This is a genomic window from Rahnella sp. CG8, from assembly GCF_023701875.1.
Classification (GTDB): Bacteria; Pseudomonadota; Gammaproteobacteria; order Enterobacterales; family Enterobacteriaceae; genus Rahnella; species Rahnella aceris.
In genome coordinates this window covers 1-25,896 of record NZ_JABAED010000012.1, presented here as the reverse complement: position 1 = coordinate 25,896, position 25,896 = coordinate 1, and the positions used below count along the sequence as shown (strand labels likewise).

Genomic DNA, 25,896 nt, shown 5'->3' with positions numbered 1-25,896 from the left:
CGGGGATTTTTTATGGATTTTTATTCAACAATGTGAAAACCAATGATTCGTAAAAAGCGAAGTATAATCCAGAAATAATCGACTTTTTACGAAGTGATAGTTTGCGTACAATTCAGACATACCCTTGTGGTGAGCTTTTTCTTGCCACGTTTTTCTACAGGAGAGTCAGAATGTCAAATATCATTCGTCAGTTTTTACGGATGGAAGCCGCCGGTGGTGTGATATTAATCATCGCAGCCATTGTGGCATTAATCATGGCGAATAGTCCGTTGCAGGGGATTTATCAGGCATTTCTGGATATTCCCGTCACCCTGCGTTTTTCCGAGCTGTTGATCGACAAGCCACTTTTGCTGTGGATTAACGATGGCCTGATGGCAGTGTTTTTCCTGATGATTGGTCTGGAAGTAAAGCGTGAGATGTGCGAAGGCGCGCTGGCCAACCGCGAGCAGGCGATGTTTCCTGCTATTGCCGCGCTCGGGGGTATGGTTGTTCCGGCATTAATCTATTTACTGTTTAACGGCAGCGATGAAATAGCCCGTCAGGGTTGGGCTATTCCGGCGGCAACGGACATTGCGTTTGCGCTGGGGGTGATGGCACTGCTGGGGTCACGAGTGCCGACCGGGTTAAAAGTGTTCCTGCTGGCACTGGCCATTATTGATGACTTGGGGGCCATCGTGATCATCGCACTGTTTTATAGTCACGATGTGTCGATGATGGCACTGGGGTTATCGGCGGTGTGCATCGCTGTACTGGCTCTACTGAACTGGCGGGGGGTAACGAAGCTGACGCCGTACCTGCTGATTGGTGCTGTGTTCTGGGTGTGTGTGCTGAAATCAGGTATCCACGCGACGCTGGCGGGTGTCATTCTTGGCTTCTTAATTCCGCTGAGAACCAAAGAGAATAAAAGGTCACCTGCTCGCCGCCTGGAGCATGGGATCCACCCCTATGTTTCCTGGTTTATTTTGCCGCTGTTTGCGTTCGCCAATGCGGGTATCTCTTTGCAGGGCGTGACAGTTGCGGGTTCATTCTCGACATTACCCATGGGTATTGCTGCCGGGCTTCTTCTCGGTAAGCCGCTGGGTATCATTCTGTTCGGCGGGATCGCCTTGAAATCAGGGATTACACGGCTGTCATCCGGCATAACTTTTAGCCAAATTTCGGCAGTCTCCGTGCTGTGCGGTATCGGTTTTACGATGTCGATTTTCATTGGTTCTCTGGCCTTTGCGACGCTGGAGCCTGCGTTGCTGACGTACGCCAAAATGGGCATCCTGATGGGATCAGTCGCATCAGCGGTTCTGGGATACCTGCTCCTGAGCCGGGCCTTGCCTAAGAAACGTGCAAATTAATAATGACGCTGACTTCATACTTTCGGAAAGGGTGAAACCATGCCTCATATCAATTACAACCACTTGTATTATTTTTGGCACGTGTGTAAATCAGGTTCTGTTGTGGGAGCTGCGGAAGTGTTGCACCTTACTCCGCAAACGATCACCGGGCAGATTAAATCCCTGGAAGAAAGATTGGATGGGAAACTCTTCAAACGGCAGGGGCGTGGGCTGGTGCCTTCTGAGTTAGGGCAACTGGTTTACCGCTATGCGGATAAAATGTTCACCCTTAGTCAGGAAATGCTGGATATCGTGAATTACCGCAAAGAGGCGAGCCTGTTGTTTGATGTGGGTGTGGCGGATGCGTTATCCAAACGACTGGTCAGTCGCGTATTGGAAGCTGCCGTGCCGGACAACGCCCAAATTCATCTGCGCTGTTTTGAATCGACTCACGAAATGCTGCTCGAACAACTGAGCCAGCATAAACTGGACATGATTTTGTCTGATTGCCCGGTGGACTCCACGCAGCAGGCAGGGCTGTTCTCGGTCAAACTGGGTGAAAGTCCGATCAGCTTCTTTTGTTGTAATCCACCGGCAGGCATGAATTTCCCGGCTTGTCTGGAGCGTCGTTCATTACTCATCCCCGGCAGGCGTTCAATGCTGGGGCGCAAACTGCTGAACTGGTTTAATACGCAGGGGCTGAAGGTCAATATTCTCGGTGAGTTTGATGATGCCGCGCTGATGAAAGCGTTTGGAATGAACAACGACGCGATATTTGTCGCCCCGGCTATTTATTCATCAACTGAATTTCAGGATGAAAAAATAGAGGAAGTCGGACGGGTGGAAGGGATTATGGAAGAGTACTACGTGATATTTGCTGAAAGAATGATTCAGCATCCTTCGGTACAGCGGATTTGCCATACGGACTTTTCAGCGTTGTTTGAATAGCTTTTAGTGTTGAACTCAAATTTCAGATATAAAAAAACCGGCGTGAGCCGGTTTTTTTATCAAGCATTTCAGCGTAATGCGATTATTGCATTGCGTTGATTTGCGCAGTCAGGTTTGACTTATGACGCGCTGCTTTGTTTTTGTGGATCAGGCCTTTGCAAGACTGACGGTCCACGATTGGTTGCATTTCGTTAAATGCGTTTTGTGCAGCAGCTTTGTCGCCTGCTGCAATAGCCGCGTATACCTTCTTGATAAAGGTACGCATCATAGAACGACGGCTCGCGTTGTGCTTACGGCGTTTTTCTGACTGTACGGCGCGTTTCTTAGCTGATTTGATATTAGCCAAGGCCAACTCCCAAATATTTTTCTATTGATGAACAATTCAAAGGCCGAGGAATATGCCTTTTCGGTCTTCTTTTGTCAACGGATTTGTGCAAATAAGCGGCGTTTTAAAGAGTGAACTTTACTCGTCGCTTGTTACGTTGTGATGGCGCAGGATTTTAACAGCTTCCGGCATCGGAATACAGTCTTTCGCGAGAAAAATCGACAGGAGAGTGTACAAACTGCCCACTACGGCCATTAACGCTTTGTTTATGCGAAAAGTCACGCATTCCCTGTATGCAACGAAAGATTTTCATCGCCACGCCGCCATTTGAACCGCAATATCTGCCGTATGCAAGAGAGAATGGTGTGATCCTGCTAATCGCTGGTTAACCTTGGAGGCTGTACAAGGTATAATCCGCCGATTTCCATCGTTATGAGTCAGCATTGGATTTGAGCCAGCTATGGAGCTAATTCGCGGAATACACAATATTCGAGCACGTCATCATGGATGTGTGCTGACTATTGGCAATTTTGATGGTGTACACCGTGGTCATCAGGCCCTGATTGAACAGCTTAAGCTGGAAGGTCAACGTCTGGGGCTGCCGGTGATGGTAATGATTTTCGAGCCACAGCCTCTGGAATTGTTTGCCGGTGATAAAGCACCTGCACGCCTGACCAGTTTGCGTGACAAAGCCAAGTATCTGGCGGAGTGCGGGGTTGATTACCTTTTATGTGTGCGTTTCGAACCCCGGTTTGCAGCGCATATGGCGCAGGCCTTTATCTCACAACTGCTGGTAGAGAAGCTGGGTGTTAAATTCCTGACTGTCGGGGATGATTTCCGCTTTGGTGCCAGCCGTCTGGGGGATTTTGAGCTATTGCAGAAAGCCGGTGAAGAATACGGTTTTGAAGTGATCAGCACGCAAACGTTCCGTGAAGGCGAGAACCGCATCAGCAGCACGGCGATCCGTAATGCGTTGCGCGACGATGACTTGGCGCTGGCCGAGAATTTACTGGGCCATCCGTTCAGTATCTCGGGCCGGGTCGTACACGGCGATAAACTGGGACGCACCATTGGCTTCCCGACGGCAAACGTGCCGTTGAAGCGGGTCGTGTCTCCGGTGCGCGGCGTGTATGCGGTTGAAGTCTTAGGACTCGGGCCTGAACCTCTGCCGGGTGTGGCGAACATTGGAATACGTCCTACAGTCGGAGGCGTGCGCAAGCAGTTGGAAGTGCACCTTCTCGACACCACATTAGATTTATACGGGCGCCACATTGATGTGGTGCTCCGCGCGAAATTGCGCAACGAACAGCGTTTCTCCTCGCTTGATGCTTTAAAGCAACAAATTGCGAACGATGAAGTGACGGCCCGTGAATTCTTTGGGTTAAAGACACTGCGCTAAACATGTACTGACAGGCGTGTAACAAAGCCTGGAATCCAGCCGAAAACGGAACCGAGAATCTATGAGTGACTACAAGAACACCCTGAATTTGCCGGAAACAGGGTTCCCGATGCGTGGCGATCTGGCCAAGCGTGAACCTGACATGCTGAAAAATTGGTATGAACAGGATCTGTACGGGATTATTCGTGCTGCCAAGAAAGGCAAGAAAACCTTTATTTTGCATGACGGCCCTCCGTATGCGAACGGCAGCATTCATATTGGTCACTCAGTAAACAAAATTCTTAAAGACATGATCGTTAAGTCCAAAGGACTGGCGGGCTTTGATGCGCCGTATGTGCCGGGCTGGGACTGTCATGGTCTGCCAATCGAGCTTAAAGTCGAACAACTGATCGGCAAGCCCGGCGAGAAAGTCACGGCAGCAGAATTCCGTGAAGCTTGCCGTAAATACGCAGCAGAGCAGGTTGAAGGCCAGAAGAAAGACTTCATCCGTCTGGGTGTGTTGGGCGACTGGGATCATCCGTACCTGACCATGGACTTCAAAACTGAAGCTAACATCATTCGTGCACTGGGCAAAATCATCGGTAACGGCCATCTGCACAAAGGGGCTAAGCCGGTTCACTGGTGTACAGATTGCGGTTCATCACTGGCAGAAGCCGAAGTTGAGTATTACGACAAAGCGTCTCCTTCTATTGATGTGGCGTTCAACGCGACTGACGCTGCAGCAGTGGCTGCGAAGTTTGGCGTATCTTCCTTTAACGGCCCGATTTCTCTGGTGATCTGGACCACAACGCCGTGGACCATGCCAGCCAACCGCGCTATTTCACTGAACCCTGAGTTTTCTTATCAACTGATTCAGGCAGAAGGTCAGTGTCTGATCCTGGCAACCGATCTGGTTGAAAGCGTCATGAAACGCGCTGGTATCGCAGAATGGACTGTACTGGGCGAATGTAAAGGCGCGGACCTCGAACTGCTGCGCTTCAAACATCCATTCCTCGGTTTCGATGTTCCGGCGATCATGGGCGATCACGTGACGCTCGATGCCGGTACCGGTGCCGTGCATACCGCACCGGGTCATGGCCCGGACGACTTTGTTATCGGCCAGAAATACGGTCTGGAAGTGGCGAACCCGGTAGGGCCGAACGGCTGCTATCTGCCAGGCACTTACCCGACGCTGGACGGTAAATTCGTCTTTAAAGCCAACGATCTGATCGTTGAGCTGCTGCGTGAGAAAGGCGCATTGCTGCACGTTGAGAAAATAACGCACAGCTATCCGTGCTGCTGGCGTCATAAAACGCCAATCATCTTCCGCGCGACGCCACAATGGTTCATCAGCATGGATCAGAAAGGCCTGCGTCAGCAATCTCTGGAAGAGATCAAAGGCGTGCAGTGGATCCCGGACTGGGGCCAGGCGCGCATCGAAAACATGGTCGCTAACCGGCCTGACTGGTGTATCTCCCGTCAGCGTACCTGGGGCGTACCGATGTCTCTGTTCGTTCACAAAGACACTGAGCAACTGCATCCGCGCAGCCTTGAGCTGATGGAAGAAGTGGCGAAACGTGTTGAAGTGGATGGCATTCAGGCGTGGTGGGATCTGAATCCGGAAGACATTCTGGGTGCGGACGCTGCCGATTACGTCAAAGTGCCGGATACGCTGGACGTGTGGTTTGACTCCGGTTCAACGCATTCTTCTGTGGTGGATGTGCGTCCTGAGTTTAATGGTCATTCTCCTGATTTGTATCTGGAAGGGTCTGACCAGCATCGCGGCTGGTTCATGTCTTCCCTGATGATTTCGACTGCTATGAAAGGCAAAGCGCCTTACAAGCAAGTGCTGACGCACGGTTTCACCGTGGATGGTCAGGGCCGCAAAATGTCTAAATCCATCGGCAACACCATCGCGCCGCAAGACGTGATGAACAAGCTGGGTGGCGACATCCTGCGTCTGTGGGTGGCATCTACGGATTACACCGGCGAAATCGCCGTGTCCGACGAAATCCTTAAACGTGCTGCGGATTCTTACCGCCGTATCCGTAACACCGCGCGCTTCCTGCTGGCGAACCTTAACGGTTTCGATCCGGCGCTGCACAGCGTGGCACCGGAAGACATGGTTGTTCTGGATCGCTGGGCTGTTGGCCGTGCGAAAGCCGCACAGGACGAAATCATTGCCGCGTACGAAGCCTATGATTTCCATGGCGTCGTTCAACGCCTGATGCAGTTCTGCTCGATCGAAATGGGATCCTTCTACCTGGATATCATCAAAGATCGCCAGTACACCGCGAAAAGCGACAGCGTTGCACGTCGCAGCTGTCAGACCGCGCTGTATCACATCAGCGAAGCACTGGTTCGCTGGATGGCACCGATCATGTCGTTCACTGCCGATGAAATTTGGGCAGAACTGCCGGGAAGTCGTGAGAAATTCGTCTTTACCGAAGAATGGTATGACGGTTTGTTCGGTCTGGCGGGCAACGAATCCATGAACGATGCGTTCTGGGATGAACTGCTGAAAGTCCGTGGCGAAGTGAACAAAGTGATCGAACAGGCGCGTGCTGATAAACGTCTGGGCGGTTCTCTGGAAGCGGCGGTCACGCTGTTTGCTGATGATGCGCTGGCAACGGACCTGCGTTCTCTGGGCAACGAACTGCGCTTTGTCCTGCTGACGTCAGGCGCGAAAGTCGCAGCGCTGTCTGAAGCTGACGATGCCGCTGTGCCGAGTGAATTGCTCAAAGGCCTGAAAATCGGTCTGGCGAAAGCGGAAGGTGACAAATGTCCGCGTTGCTGGCATTACACAACTGACGTTGGTCAGAACGCGGAACACAGCGACATCTGTGGCCGTTGTGTCACTAACATCGCCGGTGACGGCGAAGAGCGTAAGTTTGCATAATGAGTAAATCGATTTGTTCCACCGGACTCCGCTGGCTCTGGCTGGCGGTCGTGGTCATCATCGTGGATCTGGGCAGTAAGTTTCTCATTATGGGAAACTTCCAGCTCGGTGAATCCATGCCGTTGATCCCGTATTTAAATCTGTTCTACGCCCAAAATCATGGCGCTGCGTTCAGCTTCCTGGCTGATAAAGGCGGCTGGCAGCGCTGGTTCTTTGCGTTAATCGCGCTGGTGATTGTCGTGGCGCTGGTCGTGCTGATGTACCGCGGCACCGCGAAGCAAAAGCTGAACAATATCGCTTTTGCGATGATTATCGGCGGGGCGCTGGGCAACTTGTTTGATCGCCTGTATCACGGCTTTGTGGTCGATTTTATCGATTTTTACGTCGGTAACTGGCATTTTGCTACGTTCAATCTGGCTGACAGCTTTATCTGTGTCGGCGCAGCCATGGTGGTGCTGGAAGGTTTTCTGGCAAAGCCATCAGAAGCTACAAAGAGTAAAGGATAAGGTCTATGTCTCAACAGGTGAAACATGACAGCGCTGTACTGGTGCATTTTACGTTGAAGCTGGAAGATGGCTCTACGGCGGAATCAACCCGCGCCAATGGCAAACCTGCACTGTTTCGCCTTGGCGACAGCAGCTTGTCTGACGCGCTGGAAAATCAGCTGTTAGGGTTGAACGTAGGGGATAAACGGGCGTTCACGTTAGCCCCTGAATCGGCATTCGGTAGCAAAAGTCCGGATCTGGTTCAGTTCTTCTCCCGCCGTGACTTTCAGGAAACTGGGGTGCCGGATGTCGGCACCATCATGTTGTTCAGTGGTCGTGATGGCAGCGAAATGCCGGGCGTTGTCCGTGAAGTGACAGAAGATTCAATCACTGTAGATTTCAACCATCCGCTGGCAGGGCAACATATCGATTTCGATATTGAAGTGCTGGAAATTGACCCGGAGCTTGAGGGGAAACATGCAGATATTGCTGGCTAATCCGCGAGGATTTTGTGCGGGTGTTGACCGCGCAATCAGTATTGTAGAACGTGCGCTGGAAATTTACGGCGCACCTATCTATGTCCGCCATGAAGTGGTGCATAACCGCTACGTGGTCGACAGCCTGCGTCAGCGCGGTGCTGTTTTTATCGAGCAAATCAGCGAAGTACCTGATGGGTCTATTCTGATTTTCTCTGCCCACGGTGTTTCTCAGGCGGTACGTGCAGAAGCGAAAGCGCGTGATCTGACGATGCTGTTTGACGCGACTTGTCCGCTGGTGACCAAAGTTCATATGGAAGTTGCGCGCGCCAGCCGTAAAGGCACTGAAGCCATTTTGATTGGTCACGCCGGGCATCCGGAAGTGGAAGGCACCATGGGGCAGTACAGCAATCCGAACGGGGGAATGTATCTGGTCGAGGCGCCGGAAGATGTTTATAAATTGCAGGTGAAAGACGAAAACAACCTGTGCTTTATGACGCAAACCACGCTGTCGGTTGACGACACTTCTGCGGTGATTGATGCGCTTCGCGATCGCTTCCCGAAAATCATCGGGCCGCGTAAAGATGATATTTGCTATGCCACAACTAACCGTCAGGAAGCCGTGCGTACGCTGGCTGACGGAGCAGATGTTGTGCTGGTGGTGGGTTCAAAGAACTCGTCGAACTCCAACCGCCTGGCCGAACTGGCGCAACGTGTCGGTGTACCTTCTTATCTGATCGACTCTGCGGCAGATATTCAGGAAAACTGGCTGAAAGATGCGAAAAGCATTGGCGTTACGGCAGGCGCATCCGCACCGGATATTCTGGTGCAGGACGTGATCAGCAAGCTGAAAACCTTTGGCGGGCTTGATGTGATCAACATCGAAGGGCGCGAGGAAAATATCGTGTTCGAAGTGCCAAAAGAGCTGCGTGTTGATGTGCGTCAGATCGACTGATCTCAGACCCTAAATGAAAAACCGGCTCAAAGTGGCCGGTTTTTTTATGTCTGCACTCCTGCGGCATCAATGAGGCGGGAGTTTAAACAAATTCTGCGGTGCACCCACGGTGGTGGTTTCAACGTGCAGCAACGCTCCCTCCAGAGCATGTGGCGCATCGAGGTTTTTTCGCGCCGAGGTGATAAACAGCTCAGTCATATCCGGCCCGCCAAACGTGCAACAACTCGGTTGTGTGACCGGGACTGGCTGGGTATCCAGTGTCAGTAATTCGCCCTGATTGATCTGCTGGCGCAGCAGGCATTTTGAACCCCAGCAGGCAGTGATCAGCCAGCCATTCTGTGCCAGCGCAGAGCCATCGGGGATCTTATCGCCCGAAGAAAAACAGGATATTTTCAGTGGATTGATGCGGCGGGCGTTGGCGGAGAAAAAGCGTTTTTTCTTACTGTCTGCAAACCAGACTTTGCCTTCATACCAGACCAGTGTGTTGGTACAACCGACGCCATCGAGCATCATTTCCGGCTTTTCTGCGCCCGCTTCATAGCGGAACCATTCGCCGTTATCTTTTTCTTCCTTTATATCCAGCGTACCAAACCACAGAGAACCATCGGGCGCGATGGCTGCTTCATTCGGGCGGGTGCCTTCTGCGCCGGGATAATCACAAAGCTTCTGGCGGGTTTTCTGTTCGTACTCGTAAAGATGGATCCCGTCGACGGAAACCAGCAAAAATTGATTTCTTTTTTCGGTCAGCAACACGGCGCTGGTCAGCGAGGGGAGTTCATGAATTTCAGTTTGCCCGTTGTCGGGCCAGTAGCGCAAAACACACTGAGCCAGAATATCGACCCAAAGCAAAGATTGTGTACGCTGGCACCAGACGGGAGTTTCACCCAATTCGGCTCGGTAGTCGCCAATGGCAGTCACGTCGGACCGGAAAAATGCTGACATCGCAAAGCTCTCCTGCAGGTTACATAGTGGATATAGCGACAGCTGTCTCTATGAGTTTAGTCTGGCTTTGCGTACGTGGGATAGATGAAATGGTGTAAAAAGAAAGGGCCAGCCCGTCAATAAGACGTAAAGCTGGCCCCAAAAGTTCAGTCGTTAAGATTTAGAAATCGTAACGCAGACGGATCAGATTCATATCACCGAGATTATCGGTAGAGGACGTGAACACGTGCTCGTAATCAACACGGAAGCCGTAATCGAGCTGGAAGGACACACCCAACCCGTTATCAATACGCTGGTAATTACGGCCGGTTACATAGGTCAGACGGTCACCCATGAAGTACGGCTGAATGGTTTTGACCGCCAGCTGATTGATTGGGAAAGCATACCCCAGGAAGTATTCCAGACCATAAGCATCGCCCGCGAGGAAGCGATCTTCAGTTTTCACACCAGTCGTCAGGAAGTCATGGTAGTAACCGCCACCGAAGGACGCTGTCCAGTTGCCGGGTTTCCAGCTCAGCGCAGTACCAACAATGCTCTGGTTGTAATCTTTAGAGGTGTTGTCGCCCGGGTTTCTCATTTCTGCGTCGGTGTAGTTGTACGCCGTACCCCAGGTCAGATCTTTGGTGATGTGGTAATCCACACCGACAGAACCGCCGCCGTTACGTTTGTAACGCAGCCCGTTTTTGCCGGTGAGCAACTCATTGTCTTCGAACAGGTAAGAGGCATACACATCTGCATCGCCGAAGGTGTTTTTGTATTTCAGCATCTTACGGGAACGGTAAGAACCATCGTAATCGCCGTTCACACCATTACCCGGTGCCTGGGCGAGCATGTCGTAATCCCAGATATCGGTTTTCGCACCGACCACATCGTAATAAACGCTGTTTTGCTGACCGAAGGTCAACTGGCCGTAAGTTTTGCTTTTCAGACCGGTGTAGAGCATGCGACGGCTGGTGTTATGCGCGCCATCTGCGTGGTGATTATCCCAGCCAGTCAGGGCAGGAATATTCACACCCAGCTCGTAGTAGTTAATCCAGCTGATGTCATCAAACAGATAATAATCAGCAGAAAAACGGAAACGTGTACCGCCATCAAAACCATTGGTCTTGTAGTTTTTCACCCCGTTCTGGAACTGGAACTGCGGACGAATACTGCCGCCAACCTGGAAGTTCAGGCGGCTCAGCGGATCGTTCGGCTGTGGGTCTTGTTTAATCAGAGTGATTTCTGCGTGTGCAGCAAAAGAAGCTAAACCAAATAAAAGACCTGCAGTCGCCACTTGTGTGACTTTGTTCAGTTTGAATTTCATGTTAAGTCCCTGTGCCAATATACTGATCTGAAAAATCAGCAACAAAATTGGCAGTGTGTATTTTTTATATTCCCCTTACTGATGACTGTCTGGTAAGGGTGAAGACGCGCCTTATGAAGCCAGGCTACTTATTTTGACTGTCGTTTAAATCAAATTTCGGCAGTTAAAATTAGGTTGCTATTTATTATCATAATCATTGATTTTATCAATATTATTTCGCCATATATAATAAAAATTTAATGTTTCAGATCTAAGAAATGTTTTGTTTGCTGCTTATCTGTCTCACGCAAGGATGTGAATACGCGTTTTCAGAAATCACCGTCATATTCTTCTTTCTCCTTTAATACATATTGTCAGACGGTGCCCTGGGGGAGAGTGATAAAATCAGTGTCGCGAAAGATGCAGGGAGAAGGGCGGACGAAAGCTGAAACTTATGCACTACATTGCATGGTTATGCGAGCCGCATTAAGGCGGGCTTTTTGGTGTTTTTTTGTCCGTTAGTTCCAGTTTTGCCAGTCGTTTAACACAAAATCACAGATTGCGTAACCTGAAACCAGATGGCTTTTACTGATATTAACGGGGCTGTATCATAATTTTCTAATTATGAGGCAATTTTGCTGGCTCCCAGATCGCGGGGTCGATAACCTGATTCTGTTTCACGGCAGAACCACAAAAAGAAGAGAGTAATTATGAGTAACGCTGATATTCGCATGGCTGTTGTTGGCGCGGGTGGCCGTATGGGCCGGCAGCTGATTCAGGCCATCTCTGACGCCGAAGGCGTGGTGTTGGGCGCAGCGCTGGAACGTACCGGTTCTTCCTTAGTGGGCACCGATGCGGGTGAACTGGCTGGCGTGGGTACTGCTGGCATTAAAGTGCATGACAATCTGGATGCCGTGAAGAATGACTTCGATATTTTGATCGACTTCACCCGTCCGGAAGGCACCCTGGCTCATCTGGAATTTTGCCAGAAACACCATAAAGGTATGATTATCGGCACTACGGGCTTTGACGATGCCGGTAAGGCTGCAATTAAGCAGGCTTCTGAGGTCATTCCGGTGGTTTTTGCGGCCAACTTCAGCGTGGGCGTGAATGTTGTCCTCAAGCTGCTGGAAAAAGCGGCCAAAGTCATGGGCGATTACACGGATATTGAAATCGTAGAAGCGCACCACCGTCATAAAGTTGATGCACCATCAGGTACAGCACTGGCAATGGGTGAAGCGATTGCTGATGCGTTAGGGCGTGATCTGAAAGATTGTGCGGTGTATGCCCGTGAAGGTCATACCGGTGAACGTGATCCAAAAAGTATTGGTTTTGCCACCATTCGTGCCGGCGATATCGTCGGTGAACATACCGCGATGTTTGCCGATATCGGGGAGCGTGTTGAGATTACCCATAAGGCTTCCAGCCGTATGACCTTCGCAAATGGCGCAGTTCGTGCAGGAAAATGGCTTTTCTCGCATAAAAGTGGTTTTTATGACATGCGGGATGTCCTTGGTTTAGAAGATTTGTAGTCAACGTTTTAGATGTGATGTGGTTGTTTTGGTCATAATCTTTTGATAAAAGGGCAGTTCCTTGATTGCCCTTCTCTTTTTTGTTTAAAATGGCTATTTGGGTTTGTTTTAATTTTGAATCCTGTGTTTTACTGACTTTATCCCGATTTCTCTTGCTGTATTGTTTGTTTTTTGTACTCCCTTGTTTCCCTGAGCTGTAACAAAACTCCTTTCTTCGTCATTTTTCAGACATCCTCTTCCGCAAACGGTTACTATACTGACTTAGGCTGTGTTTTTATGGCAGTGAGAGTCTGTTTTCACTGAGTTGTGCGAAAAACAGAGAAATATTGGCGCTTTTGGTAGACAAACCGAACTGCCATCATTAGAATGCGCGCAATTTGCCAAAAATTGGCTTCGGGAGCGATTTTTGCATTGATTTAGATCGGGTTATCTGAATTAATATGCAGATATTGTGATTTATTATTCTTGGAGGATGCTTTGATAAAGTCAGCGCTATTGGTTCTGGAAGACGGAACCCAATTCCACGGTCGGGCCATCGGGGCAGAAGGGTCGGCAGTGGGGGAAGTGGTCTTCAATACGTCGATGACCGGTTATCAAGAAATCCTCACTGATCCTTCCTATTCCCGCCAGATTGTCACTCTCACTTATCCCCATATCGGTAATGTCGGCACCAATGCCGCTGATGAAGAATCCTCCGCAGTACATGCTCAAGGCCTGGTCATCCGCGATTTACCCCTGATAGCCAGCAACTACCGCAGTGAAGAAAATCTTTCTGATTACCTCAAGCGCAACAATATCGTTGCCATCGCCGATATTGATACCCGCAAACTGACCCGTCTGTTACGCGAAAAAGGCGCACAGAACGGCTGTATTATCGCGGGCGATTCACCGGATGCTGAACTGGCGCTGCAAAAAGCCAAAGCATTCCCGGGCCTGAAAGGCATGGATCTGGCGAAAGAAGTGACCACGACGGAATCTTACCGCTGGCAACAAGGTAGCTGGACTCTGGAAGGCGAACTGCCTGAAGCAAAAAAAGCCGAAGACTTGCCATTCCACGTGGTGGCTTATGACTACGGCGCGAAACGCAATATCCTGCGCATGCTGGTGGATCGCGGATGCCGCCTGACGGTCGTTCCTGCACAGACTCCGGCAGAAGACGTCCTGAAAATGAATCCGGACGGCATCTTCCTGTCCAATGGCCCGGGCGATCCGGAGCCTTGTGATTACGCCATCGCCGCCATCAAAACCTTCCTGGAAACCGACATACCGGTCTTCGGCATCTGCCTCGGCCATCAGTTACTGGCACTCGCCAGCGGCGCGAAGACCGTGAAAATGAAACTCGGCCACCACGGCGGTAACCATCCGGTAAAAGATCTCGATAAAAATATCGTGATGATCACCGCACAGAACCACGGCTTTGCGGTTGATGAATCCGGCCTGCCAGCCAATCTGCGCGTGACGCACAAATCATTGTTTGACCATACGGTGCAGGGTATCCACCGTACCGATAAAGCGGCGTTCAGCTTCCAGGGCCACCCTGAAGCGAGCCCGGGCCCGCACGATGCGGCACCGCTGTTTGACCACTTTATCGAACTGATTGAAGCTTTTCGCACAAACAACGCCAGATAACAGGAGCGAATAAAAAATGCCAAAACGTACAGACATAAAAAGCATCCTGATTCTGGGCGCCGGCCCGATTGTTATCGGCCAGGCTTGTGAATTTGACTACTCCGGCGCACAGGCGTGTAAAGCGCTGCGTGAAGAGGGTTACCGCGTCATTCTGGTGAACTCCAACCCGGCAACGATCATGACTGACCCTGAAATGGCGGATGCGACTTACATCGAGCCGATCCACTGGGAAGTTGTGCGCAAAATTATCGAAAAAGAACGTCCCGATGCCGTGCTGCCAACCATGGGCGGCCAGACCGCACTGAACTGTGCACTGGAACTGGAACGTCAGGGCGTGCTGGAAGAATTCGGTGTGACCATGATTGGCGCGACCGCAGACGCCATTGATAAAGCTGAAGATCGTCGCCGTTTCGACGTGGCGATGAAAAAAATCGGCCTCGACACCGCACGTTCCGGTATTGCACACACGATGGAAGAAGCGCTGGCGGTTGCCGCTGACGTTGGCTTTCCGTGCATCATCCGTCCGTCATTCACTATGGGCGGCACCGGTGGCGGTATTGCGTACAACCGTGAAGAGTTCGAAGAGATTTGCGAACGCGGGCTGGATCTTTCCCCGACCAAAGAGCTGCTGATTGATGAGTCGCTGATTGGCTGGAAAGAGTACGAGATGGAAGTGGTGCGTGATAAAAACGACAACTGCATCATCGTCTGCTCCATTGAAAACTTCGATGCGATGGGCATCCACACCGGTGACTCCATCACCGTGGCGCCAGCGCAGACCCTGACCGACAAAGAATACCAAATCATGCGTAACGCCTCGATGGCGGTGCTGCGTGAAATCGGCGTAGAAACCGGTGGCTCCAACGTTCAGTTCTCGGTGAACCCGAAAAATGGTCGTCTGATTGTTATCGAAATGAACCCGCGTGTCTCCCGTTCCTCAGCCCTGGCCTCCAAAGCGACCGGTTTCCCGATTGCTAAAGTGGCGGCGAAACTGGCGGTGGGTTACACCCTCGATGAGTTGATGAACGATATCACCGGCGGCAAAACGCCAGCGTCGTTTGAACCTTCTATCGACTACGTTGTGACTAAAATTCCTCGCTTCAACTTCGAGAAATTTGCCGGTGCCAACGACCGTCTGACCACGCAGATGAAATCTGTCGGCGAAGTGATGGCGATTGGTCGTACACAGCAGGAATCTCTGCAAAAAGCCTTGCGCGGCCTGGAAGTCGGCGCGAGCGGTTTCGACCCGAAAGTGAGTCTGGATGATCCGGAAGCGCTGACCAAAATTCGTCGTGAACTGAAAGAAGCCGGTGCCGAGCGTATCTGGTATATCGCTGATGCTTTCCGTGCCGGGATGTCTGTTGACGGCATCTTCAACCTGACCAACGTGGACCGCTGGTTCCTGGTGCAGATTGAAGAGCTGGTAAAACTGGAAAATGAAGTGGCCGAGGGCGGCTTCAACATTCTGACCCACGACTACCTGCGCATGCTCAAGCGTAAAGGCTTTGCGGATCTGCGTCTGGCTAAACTGGTCGGCGTGTCAGAAAGCGAAGTGCGCAAACTGCGTCACAAATACAACCTGCACCCGGTCTACAAACGTGTTGATACCTGTGCGGCGGAATTCTCTACCGATACCGCCTACATGTACTCCACGTATGAAGAAGAGTGTGAATCTAACCCGACTAATGATAAGCCAAAAATCATGGTGCTGGGCGGTGGTCCGAACCGTATCGGTCAGGGTATCGAGTTCGACTATTGCTGCGTACACGCCTCGCTGGCGCTGCGTGAAGACGGTTACGAAACCATCATGGTTAACTGTAACCCGGAAACTGTATCTACCGATTACGACACCTCTGACCGCCTGTACTTCGAATCCGTCACCCTGGAAGACGTGCTGGAAATCGTGCGTATCGAGCAGCCGAAAGGCGTGATTGTTCAGTACGGCGGCCAGACTCCGCTGAAACTGGCGCGTGAACTGGAAGCCGCTGGCGTGCCAATTATCGGCACCAGCCCGGATGCCATCGACCGCGCCGAAGACCGTGAACGTTTCCAGCAGGCGGTTAACCGTCTGGGCCTGAAACAACCGGCAAACGCCACAGTCGCGACTATCGAACAGGCTGTTGAGAAAGCTGCGGGTATCGGTTATCCGCTGGTGGTACGTCCGTCTTATGTTCTGGGCGGCCGTGCGATGGAAATCGTATACGACGAAATCGACCTGCGCCGTTACTTCCAGAACGCCGTCAGCGTGTCGAACGACGCACCGGTTCTGCTGGACCGCTTCCTTGACGACGCCGTAGAAGTTGACGTTGATGCTATCTGCGACGGTGAGCGCGTGCTGATTGGCGGTATCATGGAGCACATCGAACAGGCGGGCGTTCACTCCGGTGACTCTGCATGTTCGCTGCCGTGCTACACGCTGAGCAAAGAGATTCAGGATGTGATGCGTCAGCAGGTCGAGAAACTGGCCTTCGAGCTGAGCGTTCGCGGCCTGATGAACGTCCAGTTCGCCGTGAAGAACAACGAAGTCTACCTGATTGAAGTCAACCCGCGTGCTGCACGTACCGTTCCGTTCGTGTCCAAAGCGACCGGTGTGGCGCTGGCAAAAGTCGCCGCGCGCGTGATGGCAGGTCAGACTCTGGCAGAGCAGGGCATTACCGAAGAAGTCATCCCGCCTTACTACTCCGTGAAAGAAGTGGTGTTGCCGTTCAACAAATTCCCTGGCGTTGACCCGATTCTTGGGCCGGAAATGCGTTCTACCGGTGAAGTGATGGGTGTTGGCCGTACCTTCGCAGAAGCCTTTGCCAAAGCGCAACTGGGAAGCAACTCCGGCATGAAGAAAGCCGGACGCGCACTGTTGTCGGTTCGTGAAGGCGACAAAGGCCGTGTGGTGGATCTGGCCGCGAAACTGCTGAAACGCGGTTTCGAGCTGGATGCGACTCACGGTACTGCGGTAGTGCTGGGCGAAGCCGGGATTAACCCGCGTCTGGTCAACAAGGTGCATGAAGGCCGTCCGCATATTCAGGACCGTATCAAGAACGGCGAATATGTGTATATCGTGAACACCACGGCGGGTCGTCAGGCGATTGAAGACTCCAAGCTTATCCGTCGCAGTGCGCTGCAATACAAAGTGCATTACGACACTACGCTGAACGGTGGTTTCGCGACGGCAATGGCATTATCTTCTGACCCGACTGAACAGGTAATTTCGGTGCAGGAAATGCACGCCAAAATCAGCAAATAAGTATCTTCTGTTTCCATCCGGTCGTTAAGACGCCCGTTCCCGAAAGGGGCGGGCGTCTTTTTATATGTGTTTGGCTAGAATGTTAAATATAATCATTAAATATGTTTATCATTAAAATTATATTTTTTATGTATGAAAGTCTTCATATGAAAGTGAATTTATCATAAGTTATTATTTTAGATCGATATTTTGTGTTAATGTGATGGGTGTCATGATGTTTTAATGTTTAATTATTGTTATGTTTTTGTTCCTGATTTTATACTCGGAGCTTGGGTTAGTTCACATCGAGAATTAACCCTTCTTGCAGCGCTTTCAGTCAAAATGAGGAATTTCACATGTACAAAACACCTGTCACCCTTCTGGCTTTACTCATCGGCGCGGTTCTTGCGCCGGTCTCACAGGCGGCACTTCCCGGAAAGCCGACACTCGGTGCGGATGAAACCACCTTTGCCATCATTGATATCAATCAGTCCGCCTCGGCCTACAATCAACTGGTCACTGTAAAGAATGCGGCGGATGTCACCGTCACCTGGAATTTGTGGACCGGCGATGCGGGGCAGACGGCCAAAGTGTTACTGAACGGTGCGCAGGTCTGGAGCGGCCCTTCCGGCGCAACGGGCAGCGCCACGTTTGCTGTCAATAAAGGCGGGCGCTATCAGTTGCAGGTTGCGTTATGTAACAGCGAAGGCTGTACCACCAGTGACGCCAAACAAATTGTAGTGGCGGATACCGATGGCAGCCATTTGCTACCATTGACCAGCACGCTGAAGGAAAACAACCAGCCTTATAACAATAAATCCGGCAAGGTCGTAGGCGCTTATTTTGTCGAGTGGGGCGTGTACGGTCGCGGGTTCCCGGTGGATAAAATCCCTGCGCAGAACCTGACTCATATCCTGTACGGCTTTACGCCGATTTGCGGCGGGGATGGGATTAACGACAGCTTAAAAAGCATTGAGGGCAGTTTTCAGGCCTTGCAACGCGCCTGTGCAGGGCGTCAGGATTTTAAAGTCGCGATCCATGATCCCTGGGCTGCAGTGCAAATGCCTCAGCAAGGTGTCAGTGAATATTCTGCGCCTTACAAAGGCAATTTCGGCCAGCTGATGGCGCTGAAGAAAGCCTACCCGAATCTGAAAATTGTCCCTTCCATCGGTGGCTGGACGCTATCCGACCCGTTCTATTTCATGAAAGACAAAGCGAAGCGGGATGTTTTTGTGGCCTCGGTGAAGGAGTTTCTGCAAACCTGGAAATTCTTCGACGGTGTGGATATCGACTGGGAATTTCCGGGCGGTGGCGGTGAAAATCCTGCACTGGGCAGCACGGCGGATGGAGATACCTATGTGCAGCTGATGAAAGAGCTGCGGACTATGCTCAATGAATTATCCGCCCAAACCGGAAAAACCTATGAACTGAGTTCGGCGATCAGTGCAGGCCGGGACAAAATTGATAACGTGGATTACAGCGCCGCGCAGCAGTATATGGATCATATTTTCCTGATGAGCTATGACTTCTATGGCGCTTTCTCACTGACGACGCTGGGACACCAAACTGCGTTGTACGGCTCCGCCTCGAAACCCGATACCGATTACACCACCGATCATGGCGTGCAGGCGTTGCTTTCACAGGGCGTGACGCCGGGCAAAATTGTAGTGGGTGCGGCCATGTATGGGCGCGGCTGGACGGGGGTGAAGAATTTCCAGAATAACGATCCTTTCACCGGGACCGCGACCGGCCCGACCGCCGGTACCTGGGAAAATGGCATTCTTGATTACCGTCAGGTGGCGAAACTTAAAGCCAACAGTGACTGGCAGTACAAGTATGATGCCGCAGCTGAAGCACCGTATTTGTGGAAGCCTTCCACCGGCGATTTGATCACTTACGACGACAACCGTTCAGTGGTCGCGAAAGGTAAATATGTTTTGGCTAATCAGCTGGGTGGCCTGTTTGCATGGGAAATTGATGCGGATAATGGCGATATTTTAAATGCCATGCATGAAGGCTTAGGGAATGGCACCGGCGGCGGCACGACGAACCTTGCGCCGCTGGCCAGTGCCGGGACAAATCAGAACGTGACCGGTCCGTTGACAGTGACGCTCGATGGTTCTGCTTCCCGTGATCCGGAAAATGCAGCCCTGACGTATTTGTGGACCAAAGTCTCCGGGCCTGCGGTGACGCTGACCAATGCAGACAAAGCCAAAGCGCAGTTTAACGTCCTTACTACCGCGCAAGATCAGGTGTGGGTATTCCAGCTGAAAGTGACCGATCCACAAGGGCTGAGCGCCACGGCGCAGGTTCAGGTGACAAACTCGGCGGTTCAGGCGAACCAGCCGCCGGTGGTGACGTTGCCAGCGACCATGGCTGTAACGGCAGGTAATACCTTCGCGCTGGTGGCACAGGCGACGGATGCCAATAACGATCCGCTCACGTATCAGTGGACGTTGCCCGCCGGTCTGAGCGCCAGCTCGCTGACCACCAGCTCCATCAACGTTACCGCTCCGGCGGTCACCAGCAGCACAGTGTATCCGGTCAGTGTGATGGTCAGCGATGGAAAATCATCCACGTCTGCCAGCTTACAACTGACGGTTAACCCGGCGAGCACGGGCGGGTGTGGTGTGACAACGGATCCTGCGGCGGCGCAAGTGCCTGCCTGGGACAGCAGCAAAATCTACAATACCGGCGATGCCGTCAGCTACAACCAGCTGATATGGAAGGCGAAATACTGGACACAAAACAACCCGCCATCGCGCAGCAGCGATCAGTGGCAACTCGTCAGCAATATCACATTGCCTTACGACAATGCGGCCACCTATGTTCAGGGGGAAATGGCCACTTACGGCGGCCATAACTGGAAAGCGAAGGTCTGGACTCGGGGTGTCACGCCGGTTGCAGGTGACAACTGGCTGGATCTCGGGGCAGTCAGTTGTCCGTGAATCCTTTCATGTAAATCGACAGGGCCTGAGGGCCCTGTTTTTCATCGTATTTACGGCAGTTAATAAATGTTAAAAATACTTTATGATGAATGCATATTTTGTCGATATGAGTTCACAGATGATTTTAATAATTTACGCCCATCCCTATCCGCGCCATTCAAGAGCCAATCAGGGGCTGCTGTCGGCAGTCAGTGATTTGCCCAACGTCGAAGTGCGTTCGCTCTACGACCTCTATCCCGATTTCAATATCGACATTGCCGCTGAACAGAAAGCCGTTGAACGTGCAGATCTGGTGGTCTTCCAGCATCCGCTCCAATGGTACAGCTTGCCGCCACTGATGAAACTGTGGATCGACAAAGTGCTCGAGCACGGCTGGGCGTACGGCCATGAAGGCAATGCCTTAAATGGCAAACATTGCTTGTGGGCGGTAACGACCGGCGGTAACGAGCACCATTTCGAGCTGGGTGATCACCCCGATTTTGACGTGCTGGCGCAGCCGTTACAGGCGACAGCCATTTATTGCGGCATGCACTGGCTGCCGTATTTCGCCGTGCACAACACCTTCATTTGCGATGAAGTGGCGCTGAAAGCGGCGGGAGAAGAATATCGTCGCCGTTTAACCGCCTGCCTGAGTCTGAAAGAAGGCTGCCCGCCGGAGGTGAGCCTTGGATAACCATAACCTGATGATTGAAGGCCTGATTTATCTCGGCTCGGCGGCGCTGTTTGTGCCGATTGCGGTACGTCTGGGTCTGGGTTCTGTGCTCGGTTACCTGATTGCGGGCTGCATTATCGGCCCGTGGGGGCTGAAACTGGTCTCTGATGCCGAATCAATTCTGACCTTTGCGGAGATCGGCGTGGTGCTGATGCTGTTTGTCATCGGACTTGAGCTGGATCCCAAACGGTTGTGGACGATGCGTGCCTCGGTTTTCGGCGGCGGCAGCATTCAGATGGTGGGCTGCGGCGCAGTGCTCAGCGCATTCTGTTATTTCCTCGGACTGGACTGGAAAATCGCCCTGTTGATCGGCCTGACGCTGGCGCTTTCTTCAACGGCCATTGCCATGCAGGCGATGAGTGAGCGCAGCCTGACGGCTTCACCCATTGGCCGCAGCGCTTTTGCGGTGTTGCTGTTCCAGGATATCGCCGCCATCCCGCTGGTGGCGATGATCCCCTTACTGGCGAGCACCGGCGAAGCCACAACGCTGATGAGTTTTGGTTTGTCAGCGGCAAAAGTGGTCGGTGCGTTGGTGCTGGTGGTGTTGCTCGGGCGCTATGTTACGCGGCCCTTGCTGCACTTCGTGGCACGCTCCGGCATGCGTGAAGTGTTCAGTGCCGTTGCGCTGTTTCTGGTATTCGGCTTCGGTATTCTGCTGGAAATGGCCGGTATGTCGATGGCGATGGGCGCATTTCTGGCGGGCGTATTGCTGGCAAGCTCTGAATACCGTCACGCGCTGGAAAGCGATATCCAGCCGTTCAAAGGTCTGCTGCTCGGCTTGTTCTTTATCGGCGTCGGCATGTCTATTGACTTCGGCACGCTGGTCCATCAGCCGCTGCTTATTGCCACATTGCTGGTCGGTTTTATGGCGCTGAAAGCCGCCTTGTTGTGGCTGGTTGCGCCGTGGCTGGGTGTGCCGAAAAAGCAGCGCGGCCTGTTTGCCATCTTAATCGGGCAGGGCAGTGAGTTCGCGTTTGTGATTTTCAGCACCGCTCAAATGGCAGGTGTGTTGCCGGTAGAATGGTCGAAAGCTCTGACGCTGGCCGTGGCGCTTTCCATGGCGGTGACGCCATTGCTGCTGGTACTGTCCGCGCGCCTTGAGCGCAATGCGCCGAAAGATGACCGTCCGCATGACACCATTGATGATGAGAACGCGCAGGTAATTATTGCCGGTTTCGGGCGCTTTGGTCAGATTGCCGGTCGTTTGCTGCTGGCAAATAACGTCCACACGGTGGTCCTGGATCACGATCCGGATCACATCGAAACGCTGCGTAAATTTGGCACCAAAGTGTTTTACGGCGACGCCACACGCGTTGATTTGCTGGAGTCCGCCGGTGCCGCGCAGGCGAAGGTTCTGATTAATGCCATCGACGATGTGGAAGCCAACCTTCAGCTGACGGCGCTGGCGAAAGAGCATTTCCCGAATCTGAAAGTAATTGCCCGCGCCCGTGATGTCGATCACTGGTATCAGTTGCGTCAGTTGGGTGTCGAAGCGCCGGAACGTGAACTGTTTGAAGGCTCCTTGCGCGTCGGCCGCGATGTGCTGGAGGCGCTGGGGCTGGATGCGTATGAAGCCCGCGAGAAGGCAGATCTGTTCCGCCGCTATAACCTGAAAATGCTGGAGGCTACTATCGAGAATTACGAAGATACTGAGTTCCGTATCGCCAGCATGCAGCGTGCGAAAGATATGCTGACAGCCGCTATCGAGCAGGATCAGGAGCGTCTGGCTTCTGGTCAGCAACAGGGCTGGCGTGGCAGTATTGACGGAAAAGCGCCTGAGAAAGAGGTGATTGAAGCGAAGGGCTAAGCCGCCGTTAAAACAGAAAACCGGTGCCTGATGCACCGGTTTTTTCTTTCTGAACTCAGCTCAGTGCGACTTTAATGCCCAAACCGATCAGTACACCGCCCAGCAGTTTATCGATAAGTTTCTGCGCTTTCGCCAGACCACGACGCACCGGCGGGCTCTGGATAAGTAACGCCAGCGAAGGCCACCAAATGGCCGACAAACCGACGATTATAGAGGCGTACCACAGCTTTTCACCGAAGGTGGAGTTAATCTGCAAGACCTGCGTAAACATCGCCAGGAAGAAAAGTGTCGCCTTTGGATTGAGCAGGTTACACAGATAACCCTGCACGAACGCGGTGCGTAGTTTTACCTGCTGTGGCTCCAGTCCGTCGAGGTTCATTTTGCTGTTGCTGCGGGAAAACAACGCCTGAATACCGACCCAGATCAGATAAGCCGCACCGACGTATTTCAGTAAATCAAATAACCACGGCGTGGTGGTGATCACCACTGCCAGACCGGCCACGCAGTAAGACATATGCGTAATCACACCACAAATAACACCCAGTGACGTCATGAGTGCCGCGATGCGCGGATAGCGGGCCGCATTTTTGATGACCAGAAAGAAATCGGGACCGGGAGAAAGCATGCCGAGGAAGGCGATACTGGCAACAAAAAGGGTGGTTTCAAGCATGAAAATAACCGTCGTCAATGTTCGGAACAAAAGAAGGCGGCATGATACGCCAATCCTCAGTAAGTTAAATCACTCTTATTGCTTTTTTTGCGGGCGGTGAATGGTATGCAGGATCCGGTCATAGAATACCCGGTGCGTGAAAGCCCCGAGGCGCATCATCAACGTGAAATTACCCGTTTGTGCATCGAATGTGCCCTGATGCTGTTGCAGCATGGTGCCGAAAGTATGCTGGTCGAACAGCTGTCGGCGAGGCTTGGCGTCGCGCTGGGAATGGACCGGGTGGAAAGCTCGATTTCCGCCAATGCCATTGTGCTCAGCACCTTAAGCGGCGGTTATTGTCTGACCTCGACGCGTAAAAATGTTGACCGCGGGATCAACATGCAGGTTGTGACACAAGTCCAACATACGGTGATCCTGGCCGAGCATAAACTGCTCGACAGTCAACTGGTGGCAAAACGCCTGCAAAAAATCAAACCGCTGCGGTATCCGCGCTGGCTGATGATCCTGATGGTGGCGCTCTCCTGCGGGTGTTTCAGCAAACTTAATGGTGGCGGCTGGGATGCATTCATTGTCACTTTTTTTGCCAGCGGCGTCGCCATGGCCGTACGCCAGAGCCTTACTGCACGGCATATGAATCCGCTCATCAACTTTTGCTGCACGGCATTCGTGGCGACTTCCATTTCAGGGTTGCTGTTGCGGCTGGGCATTTTTCAGCAGTCATCAAACGTCGCAATGGCTGCCAGCGTGTTATTGCTGGTGCCGGGTTTTCCGCTGATTAATGCCGTGGCGGACATGTTCAAAGGGCATGTGAACACCGGACTGGCGCGCTGGACTATGGCCAGCCTGCTGACACTGGCGACCTGCATTGGTGTGGTCATGGCAATGGCATTGTGGGGTTTACGGGGGTGGTCATGAGCCTTTTATGGGCACTGATTCAGGATATGCTTTTCGCTGCCGTGCCCGCACTGGGCTTTGCGATGGTGTTTAATGTGCCGCCGCGGGCATTACGTTATTGCGCACTGCTCGGCGCAGTTGGCCATGGCACGCGGATGTTGCTGATCCACGGCGGGATAAACATCGAATGGGCCTCCCTGCTGGCAGCTATACTGATTGGCATTATGGGCATTCGATGGTCACGCTGGTTACTGGCACATCCTAAAGTTTTCACCGTTGCCGCTGTTATACCGATGTTCCCCGGCATTTCTGCCTACACGGCGATGATCTCAGTCGTGGAGATTTCGCATCTGGGCTACAGCGAAGCATTGCTATCGACGGCACTCACCAATTTTCTGAAAGCCAGTTTTATCGTCGGGGCATTATCTATCGGATTATCGTTACCGGGATTGTGGCTGTACCGTAAACGCCCCGGTGTGTAAGCGTTGTTGTACAACGTGGAGCTACCATGCAAAAAAGCAGGTGAGCGCTTCAGCATTTTCGACTGGATTACGGCGGTACCTTCCTGCTTTTGAGCGTCCTTTACCGCCGGAACCGCTACTTTTGGCGGGGAATATCCCGGCAGGGTAAGAGCTCTCTTATATCTTTGTAAAGCGTGGGTCTCCCTATCGACGGCTGATGGGGCTTTCCGTATAGTGGCAGCTCTTTTTTGGGGTCACGCACAAATCCTTTTTCTACACAGGGCTTCACAATGATTATTAGCCTGATCGCCGCACTGGCGACCGATCGCGTTATTGGCATGGAAAACGCTATGCCTTGGCATTTACCTGGTGATCTGGCCTGGTTTAAGCGTAATACGCTCAACAAACCCGTCATCATGGGGCGAAAGACGTTTGAGTCAATCGGACGCCCGTTGCCTGGCCGGCTGAATATTGTCATCAGCTCTAAACCGGGCGAGCATGAAGGTGTGACCTGGGTAACGTCTGTTGACGCTGCGCTGGCGGCTGCCGGCGATGTGGAAGAAGTGATGGTGATGGGGGGCGGCCGCGTGTATGAGCAACTGCTGCCGAAGGCCAATCGTTTATATCTGACTCACATTGATGCCGAAGTCGAAGGGGATACACATTTCCCTGATTATGAGCCGGATGACTGGGAAAGCACATTCAGCGAATTCCACGATGCGGATGAGCAGAACTCTCATGGTTATTGCTTCGAAATCCTTGATCGCCGCGCCTGATCCTACGGCTGCGCGAGCCGTGTGACAATAAAAAGGCACCCTTTGCAGGTAATGCCGGTCACTTAAGGTGACCGGCATTGTTTTTTAAGGGATATTTTGACCTTTTTTCTCTCACTTCCCTCGCATATTCACGCTCACGCCTCGAGGGCAGCTTTAGCATCGCTGCGTTGCTGTAAAAATGCTTCAGATGACCCGGGATGGCTCCCGCTGATGCCCACGGCAGCCCGAT

20 protein-coding genes and 1 pseudogene are annotated in these 25,896 nt (G+C 52.2%); 16 read left to right on the top strand and 5 right to left on the bottom strand.

All coding sequences use genetic code 11. The features are described 5' to 3' along the window. Positions 1-170: 170 nt before the first annotated feature. Together nhaA and nhaR are read left to right on the top strand one after the other, a co-directional pair. A complete protein-coding gene (nhaA, locus tag HGO41_RS12995) occupies positions 171-1,346 on the top strand; it encodes a Na+/H+ antiporter NhaA (protein WP_013577066.1) in 1,176 nt (391 codons plus the stop codon). A 39-nt stretch (positions 1,347-1,385) separates the two neighbouring features. Further along, a complete protein-coding gene (gene nhaR, locus HGO41_RS12990; protein WP_131638369.1) occupies positions 1,386-2,273 on the top strand; it encodes a transcriptional activator NhaR in 888 nt (295 codons plus the stop codon). 82 nt (positions 2,274-2,355) lie between these two features. On the opposite strand, the gene rpsT is transcribed toward nhaR, so the two are convergent. Next, positions 2,356-2,619: a 30S ribosomal protein S20 gene (gene rpsT, locus HGO41_RS12985; protein ID WP_013577064.1), complete on the bottom strand. Its 264-nt coding sequence runs from the start codon at positions 2,617-2,619 to the stop codon at positions 2,356-2,358. Positions 2,620-3,058: 439 nt separating this feature from the next. Between rpsT and ribF the strand changes: the two genes are divergently transcribed. From ribF to ispH, 5 genes are all read left to right on the top strand, one after another. Further along, the gene (gene ribF / locus HGO41_RS12980) at positions 3,059-3,997 is read left to right on the top strand and encodes a bifunctional riboflavin kinase/FAD synthetase (protein WP_013577063.1); all 939 of its coding nucleotides are present in this window, start codon (positions 3,059-3,061) and stop codon (positions 3,995-3,997) included. 61 nt (positions 3,998-4,058) lie between these two features. Then, positions 4,059-6,875, top strand: coding sequence for an isoleucine--tRNA ligase (ileS, locus tag HGO41_RS12975; protein WP_112197251.1), 2,817 nt, complete (start codon positions 4,059-4,061; stop codon positions 6,873-6,875). Continuing rightward, the gene (lspA, locus tag HGO41_RS12970; RefSeq protein WP_013577061.1) at positions 6,875-7,381 is read left to right on the top strand and encodes a signal peptidase II; all 507 of its coding nucleotides are present in this window, start codon (positions 6,875-6,877) and stop codon (positions 7,379-7,381) included. The genes ileS and lspA overlap by 1 nt, the downstream gene beginning before the upstream one ends. A 5-nt stretch (positions 7,382-7,386) precedes the next feature. After that, entirely contained in the window at positions 7,387-7,857 is a 471-nt protein-coding gene (gene fkpB, locus HGO41_RS12965) for an FKBP-type peptidyl-prolyl cis-trans isomerase (RefSeq protein ID WP_013577060.1), read from the top strand. Continuing rightward, the gene (gene ispH / locus HGO41_RS12960) at positions 7,838-8,791 is read left to right on the top strand and encodes a 4-hydroxy-3-methylbut-2-enyl diphosphate reductase (RefSeq protein ID WP_013577059.1); all 954 of its coding nucleotides are present in this window, start codon (positions 7,838-7,840) and stop codon (positions 8,789-8,791) included. The genes fkpB and ispH overlap by 20 nt, the downstream gene beginning before the upstream one ends. Before the next feature lie 66 nt (positions 8,792-8,857). On the opposite strand, the gene HGO41_RS12955 is transcribed toward ispH, so the two are convergent. Together HGO41_RS12955 and HGO41_RS12950 are read right to left on the bottom strand one after the other, a co-directional pair. Beyond that, positions 8,858-9,733: an SMP-30/gluconolactonase/LRE family protein gene (locus tag HGO41_RS12955; RefSeq protein ID WP_013577058.1), complete on the bottom strand. Its 876-nt coding sequence runs from the start codon at positions 9,731-9,733 to the stop codon at positions 8,858-8,860. A 160-nt stretch (positions 9,734-9,893) separates the two neighbouring features. Next, on the bottom strand, positions 9,894-11,039 hold the full coding sequence (locus tag HGO41_RS12950) for a porin (protein WP_250981091.1): 1,146 nt from the start codon (positions 11,037-11,039) through the stop codon (positions 9,894-9,896). Between the two features lie 689 nt (positions 11,040-11,728). Between HGO41_RS12950 and dapB the strand changes: the two genes are divergently transcribed. The 6 genes from dapB to kefC all read left to right on the top strand — a co-directional run bounded on the left by dapB (position 11,729) and on the right by kefC (position 22,866). Further along, entirely contained in the window at positions 11,729-12,550 is an 822-nt protein-coding gene (dapB, locus tag HGO41_RS12945) for a 4-hydroxy-tetrahydrodipicolinate reductase (RefSeq protein ID WP_112151003.1), read from the top strand. A gap of 477 nt (positions 12,551-13,027) precedes the next feature. After that, positions 13,028-14,179: a glutamine-hydrolyzing carbamoyl-phosphate synthase small subunit gene (gene carA / locus HGO41_RS12940; protein WP_013577055.1), complete on the top strand. Its 1,152-nt coding sequence runs from the start codon at positions 13,028-13,030 to the stop codon at positions 14,177-14,179. 16 nt (positions 14,180-14,195) lie between these two features. After that, positions 14,196-17,420: a carbamoyl-phosphate synthase large subunit gene (gene carB / locus HGO41_RS12935; protein ID WP_013577054.1), complete on the top strand. Its 3,225-nt coding sequence runs from the start codon at positions 14,196-14,198 to the stop codon at positions 17,418-17,420. A gap of 335 nt (positions 17,421-17,755) precedes the next feature. Continuing rightward, on the top strand, positions 17,756-20,347 hold the full coding sequence (locus HGO41_RS12930; protein ID WP_013577053.1) for a glycosyl hydrolase family 18 protein: 2,592 nt from the start codon (positions 17,756-17,758) through the stop codon (positions 20,345-20,347). Positions 20,348-20,465: 118 nt separating this feature from the next. Beyond that, the gene (kefF, locus tag HGO41_RS12925; protein ID WP_013577052.1) at positions 20,466-21,020 is read left to right on the top strand and encodes a glutathione-regulated potassium-efflux system oxidoreductase KefF; all 555 of its coding nucleotides are present in this window, start codon (positions 20,466-20,468) and stop codon (positions 21,018-21,020) included. Next, complete coding sequence (gene kefC, locus HGO41_RS12920) at positions 21,013-22,866, top strand: glutathione-regulated potassium-efflux system protein KefC (protein ID WP_112151002.1); 1,854 nt, start codon at positions 21,013-21,015, stop codon at positions 22,864-22,866. The genes kefF and kefC overlap by 8 nt, the downstream gene beginning before the upstream one ends. Positions 22,867-22,921: 55 nt before the next feature. On the opposite strand, the gene HGO41_RS12915 is transcribed toward kefC, so the two are convergent. Beyond that, positions 22,922-23,536 (bottom strand): LysE family translocator, encoded by a 615-nt coding sequence (locus HGO41_RS12915; RefSeq protein ID WP_013577050.1) that lies wholly within the window; start codon positions 23,534-23,536, stop codon positions 22,922-22,924. 105 nt (positions 23,537-23,641) lie between these two features. On the opposite strand from HGO41_RS12915, the gene HGO41_RS12910 reads away from it, so the two are divergent. From HGO41_RS12910 to folA, 3 genes are all read left to right on the top strand, one after another. Continuing rightward, positions 23,642-24,451 carry a threonine/serine exporter family protein gene (locus HGO41_RS12910; RefSeq protein ID WP_037033454.1) on the top strand — a complete coding sequence of 270 codons (810 nt, stop codon included), beginning with the start codon at positions 23,642-23,644 and terminating at the stop codon, positions 24,449-24,451. Beyond that, positions 24,448-24,912 carry a threonine/serine exporter gene (locus HGO41_RS12905; protein WP_037033453.1) on the top strand — a complete coding sequence of 155 codons (465 nt, stop codon included), beginning with the start codon at positions 24,448-24,450 and terminating at the stop codon, positions 24,910-24,912. The genes HGO41_RS12910 and HGO41_RS12905 overlap by 4 nt, the downstream gene beginning before the upstream one ends. A gap of 269 nt (positions 24,913-25,181) precedes the next feature. After that, the gene (gene folA / locus HGO41_RS12900) at positions 25,182-25,667 is read left to right on the top strand and encodes a type 3 dihydrofolate reductase (protein WP_013577047.1); all 486 of its coding nucleotides are present in this window, start codon (positions 25,182-25,184) and stop codon (positions 25,665-25,667) included. 58 nt (positions 25,668-25,725) lie between these two features. On the opposite strand, the pseudogene HGO41_RS12895 reads toward folA, so the two are convergent. After that, positions 25,726-25,896 (bottom strand): annotated as a pseudogene (locus HGO41_RS12895) (IS4 family transposase); the annotation flags it as partial.

What these genes read in the sequence shown, in the direction of transcription:
- nhaA (WP_013577066.1), top strand. Translation starts at nt 171, where the DNA reads ATGTCAAATATCATTCGTCAGTTTTTACGGATGGAAGCCGCCGGTGGT.
- nhaR (WP_131638369.1), top strand. Translation starts at nt 1,386, where the DNA reads ATGCCTCATATCAATTACAACCACTTGTATTATTTTTGGCACGTGTGT.
- ribF (WP_013577063.1), top strand. Translation starts at nt 3,059, where the DNA reads ATGGAGCTAATTCGCGGAATACACAATATTCGAGCACGTCATCATGGA.
- ileS (WP_112197251.1), top strand. Translation starts at nt 4,059, where the DNA reads ATGAGTGACTACAAGAACACCCTGAATTTGCCGGAAACAGGGTTCCCG.
- lspA (WP_013577061.1), top strand. Translation starts at nt 6,875, where the DNA reads ATGAGTAAATCGATTTGTTCCACCGGACTCCGCTGGCTCTGGCTGGCG.
- fkpB (WP_013577060.1), top strand. Translation starts at nt 7,387, where the DNA reads ATGTCTCAACAGGTGAAACATGACAGCGCTGTACTGGTGCATTTTACG.
- ispH (WP_013577059.1), top strand. Translation starts at nt 7,838, where the DNA reads ATGCAGATATTGCTGGCTAATCCGCGAGGATTTTGTGCGGGTGTTGAC.
- HGO41_RS12955 (WP_013577058.1), bottom strand. Translation starts at nt 9,733, where the DNA reads ATGTCAGCATTTTTCCGGTCCGACGTGACTGCCATTGGCGACTACCGA.
- HGO41_RS12950 (WP_250981091.1), bottom strand. Translation starts at nt 11,039, where the DNA reads ATGAAATTCAAACTGAACAAAGTCACACAAGTGGCGACTGCAGGTCTT.
- dapB (WP_112151003.1), top strand. Translation starts at nt 11,729, where the DNA reads ATGAGTAACGCTGATATTCGCATGGCTGTTGTTGGCGCGGGTGGCCGT.
- carB (WP_013577054.1), top strand. Translation starts at nt 14,196, where the DNA reads ATGCCAAAACGTACAGACATAAAAAGCATCCTGATTCTGGGCGCCGGC.
- HGO41_RS12930 (WP_013577053.1), top strand. Translation starts at nt 17,756, where the DNA reads ATGTACAAAACACCTGTCACCCTTCTGGCTTTACTCATCGGCGCGGTT.
- kefF (WP_013577052.1), top strand. Translation starts at nt 20,466, where the DNA reads ATGATTTTAATAATTTACGCCCATCCCTATCCGCGCCATTCAAGAGCC.
- HGO41_RS12915 (WP_013577050.1), bottom strand. Translation starts at nt 23,536, where the DNA reads ATGCTTGAAACCACCCTTTTTGTTGCCAGTATCGCCTTCCTCGGCATG.
- HGO41_RS12910 (WP_037033454.1), top strand. Translation starts at nt 23,642, where the DNA reads ATGCAGGATCCGGTCATAGAATACCCGGTGCGTGAAAGCCCCGAGGCG.
- HGO41_RS12905 (WP_037033453.1), top strand. Translation starts at nt 24,448, where the DNA reads ATGAGCCTTTTATGGGCACTGATTCAGGATATGCTTTTCGCTGCCGTG.
- folA (WP_013577047.1), top strand. Translation starts at nt 25,182, where the DNA reads ATGATTATTAGCCTGATCGCCGCACTGGCGACCGATCGCGTTATTGGC.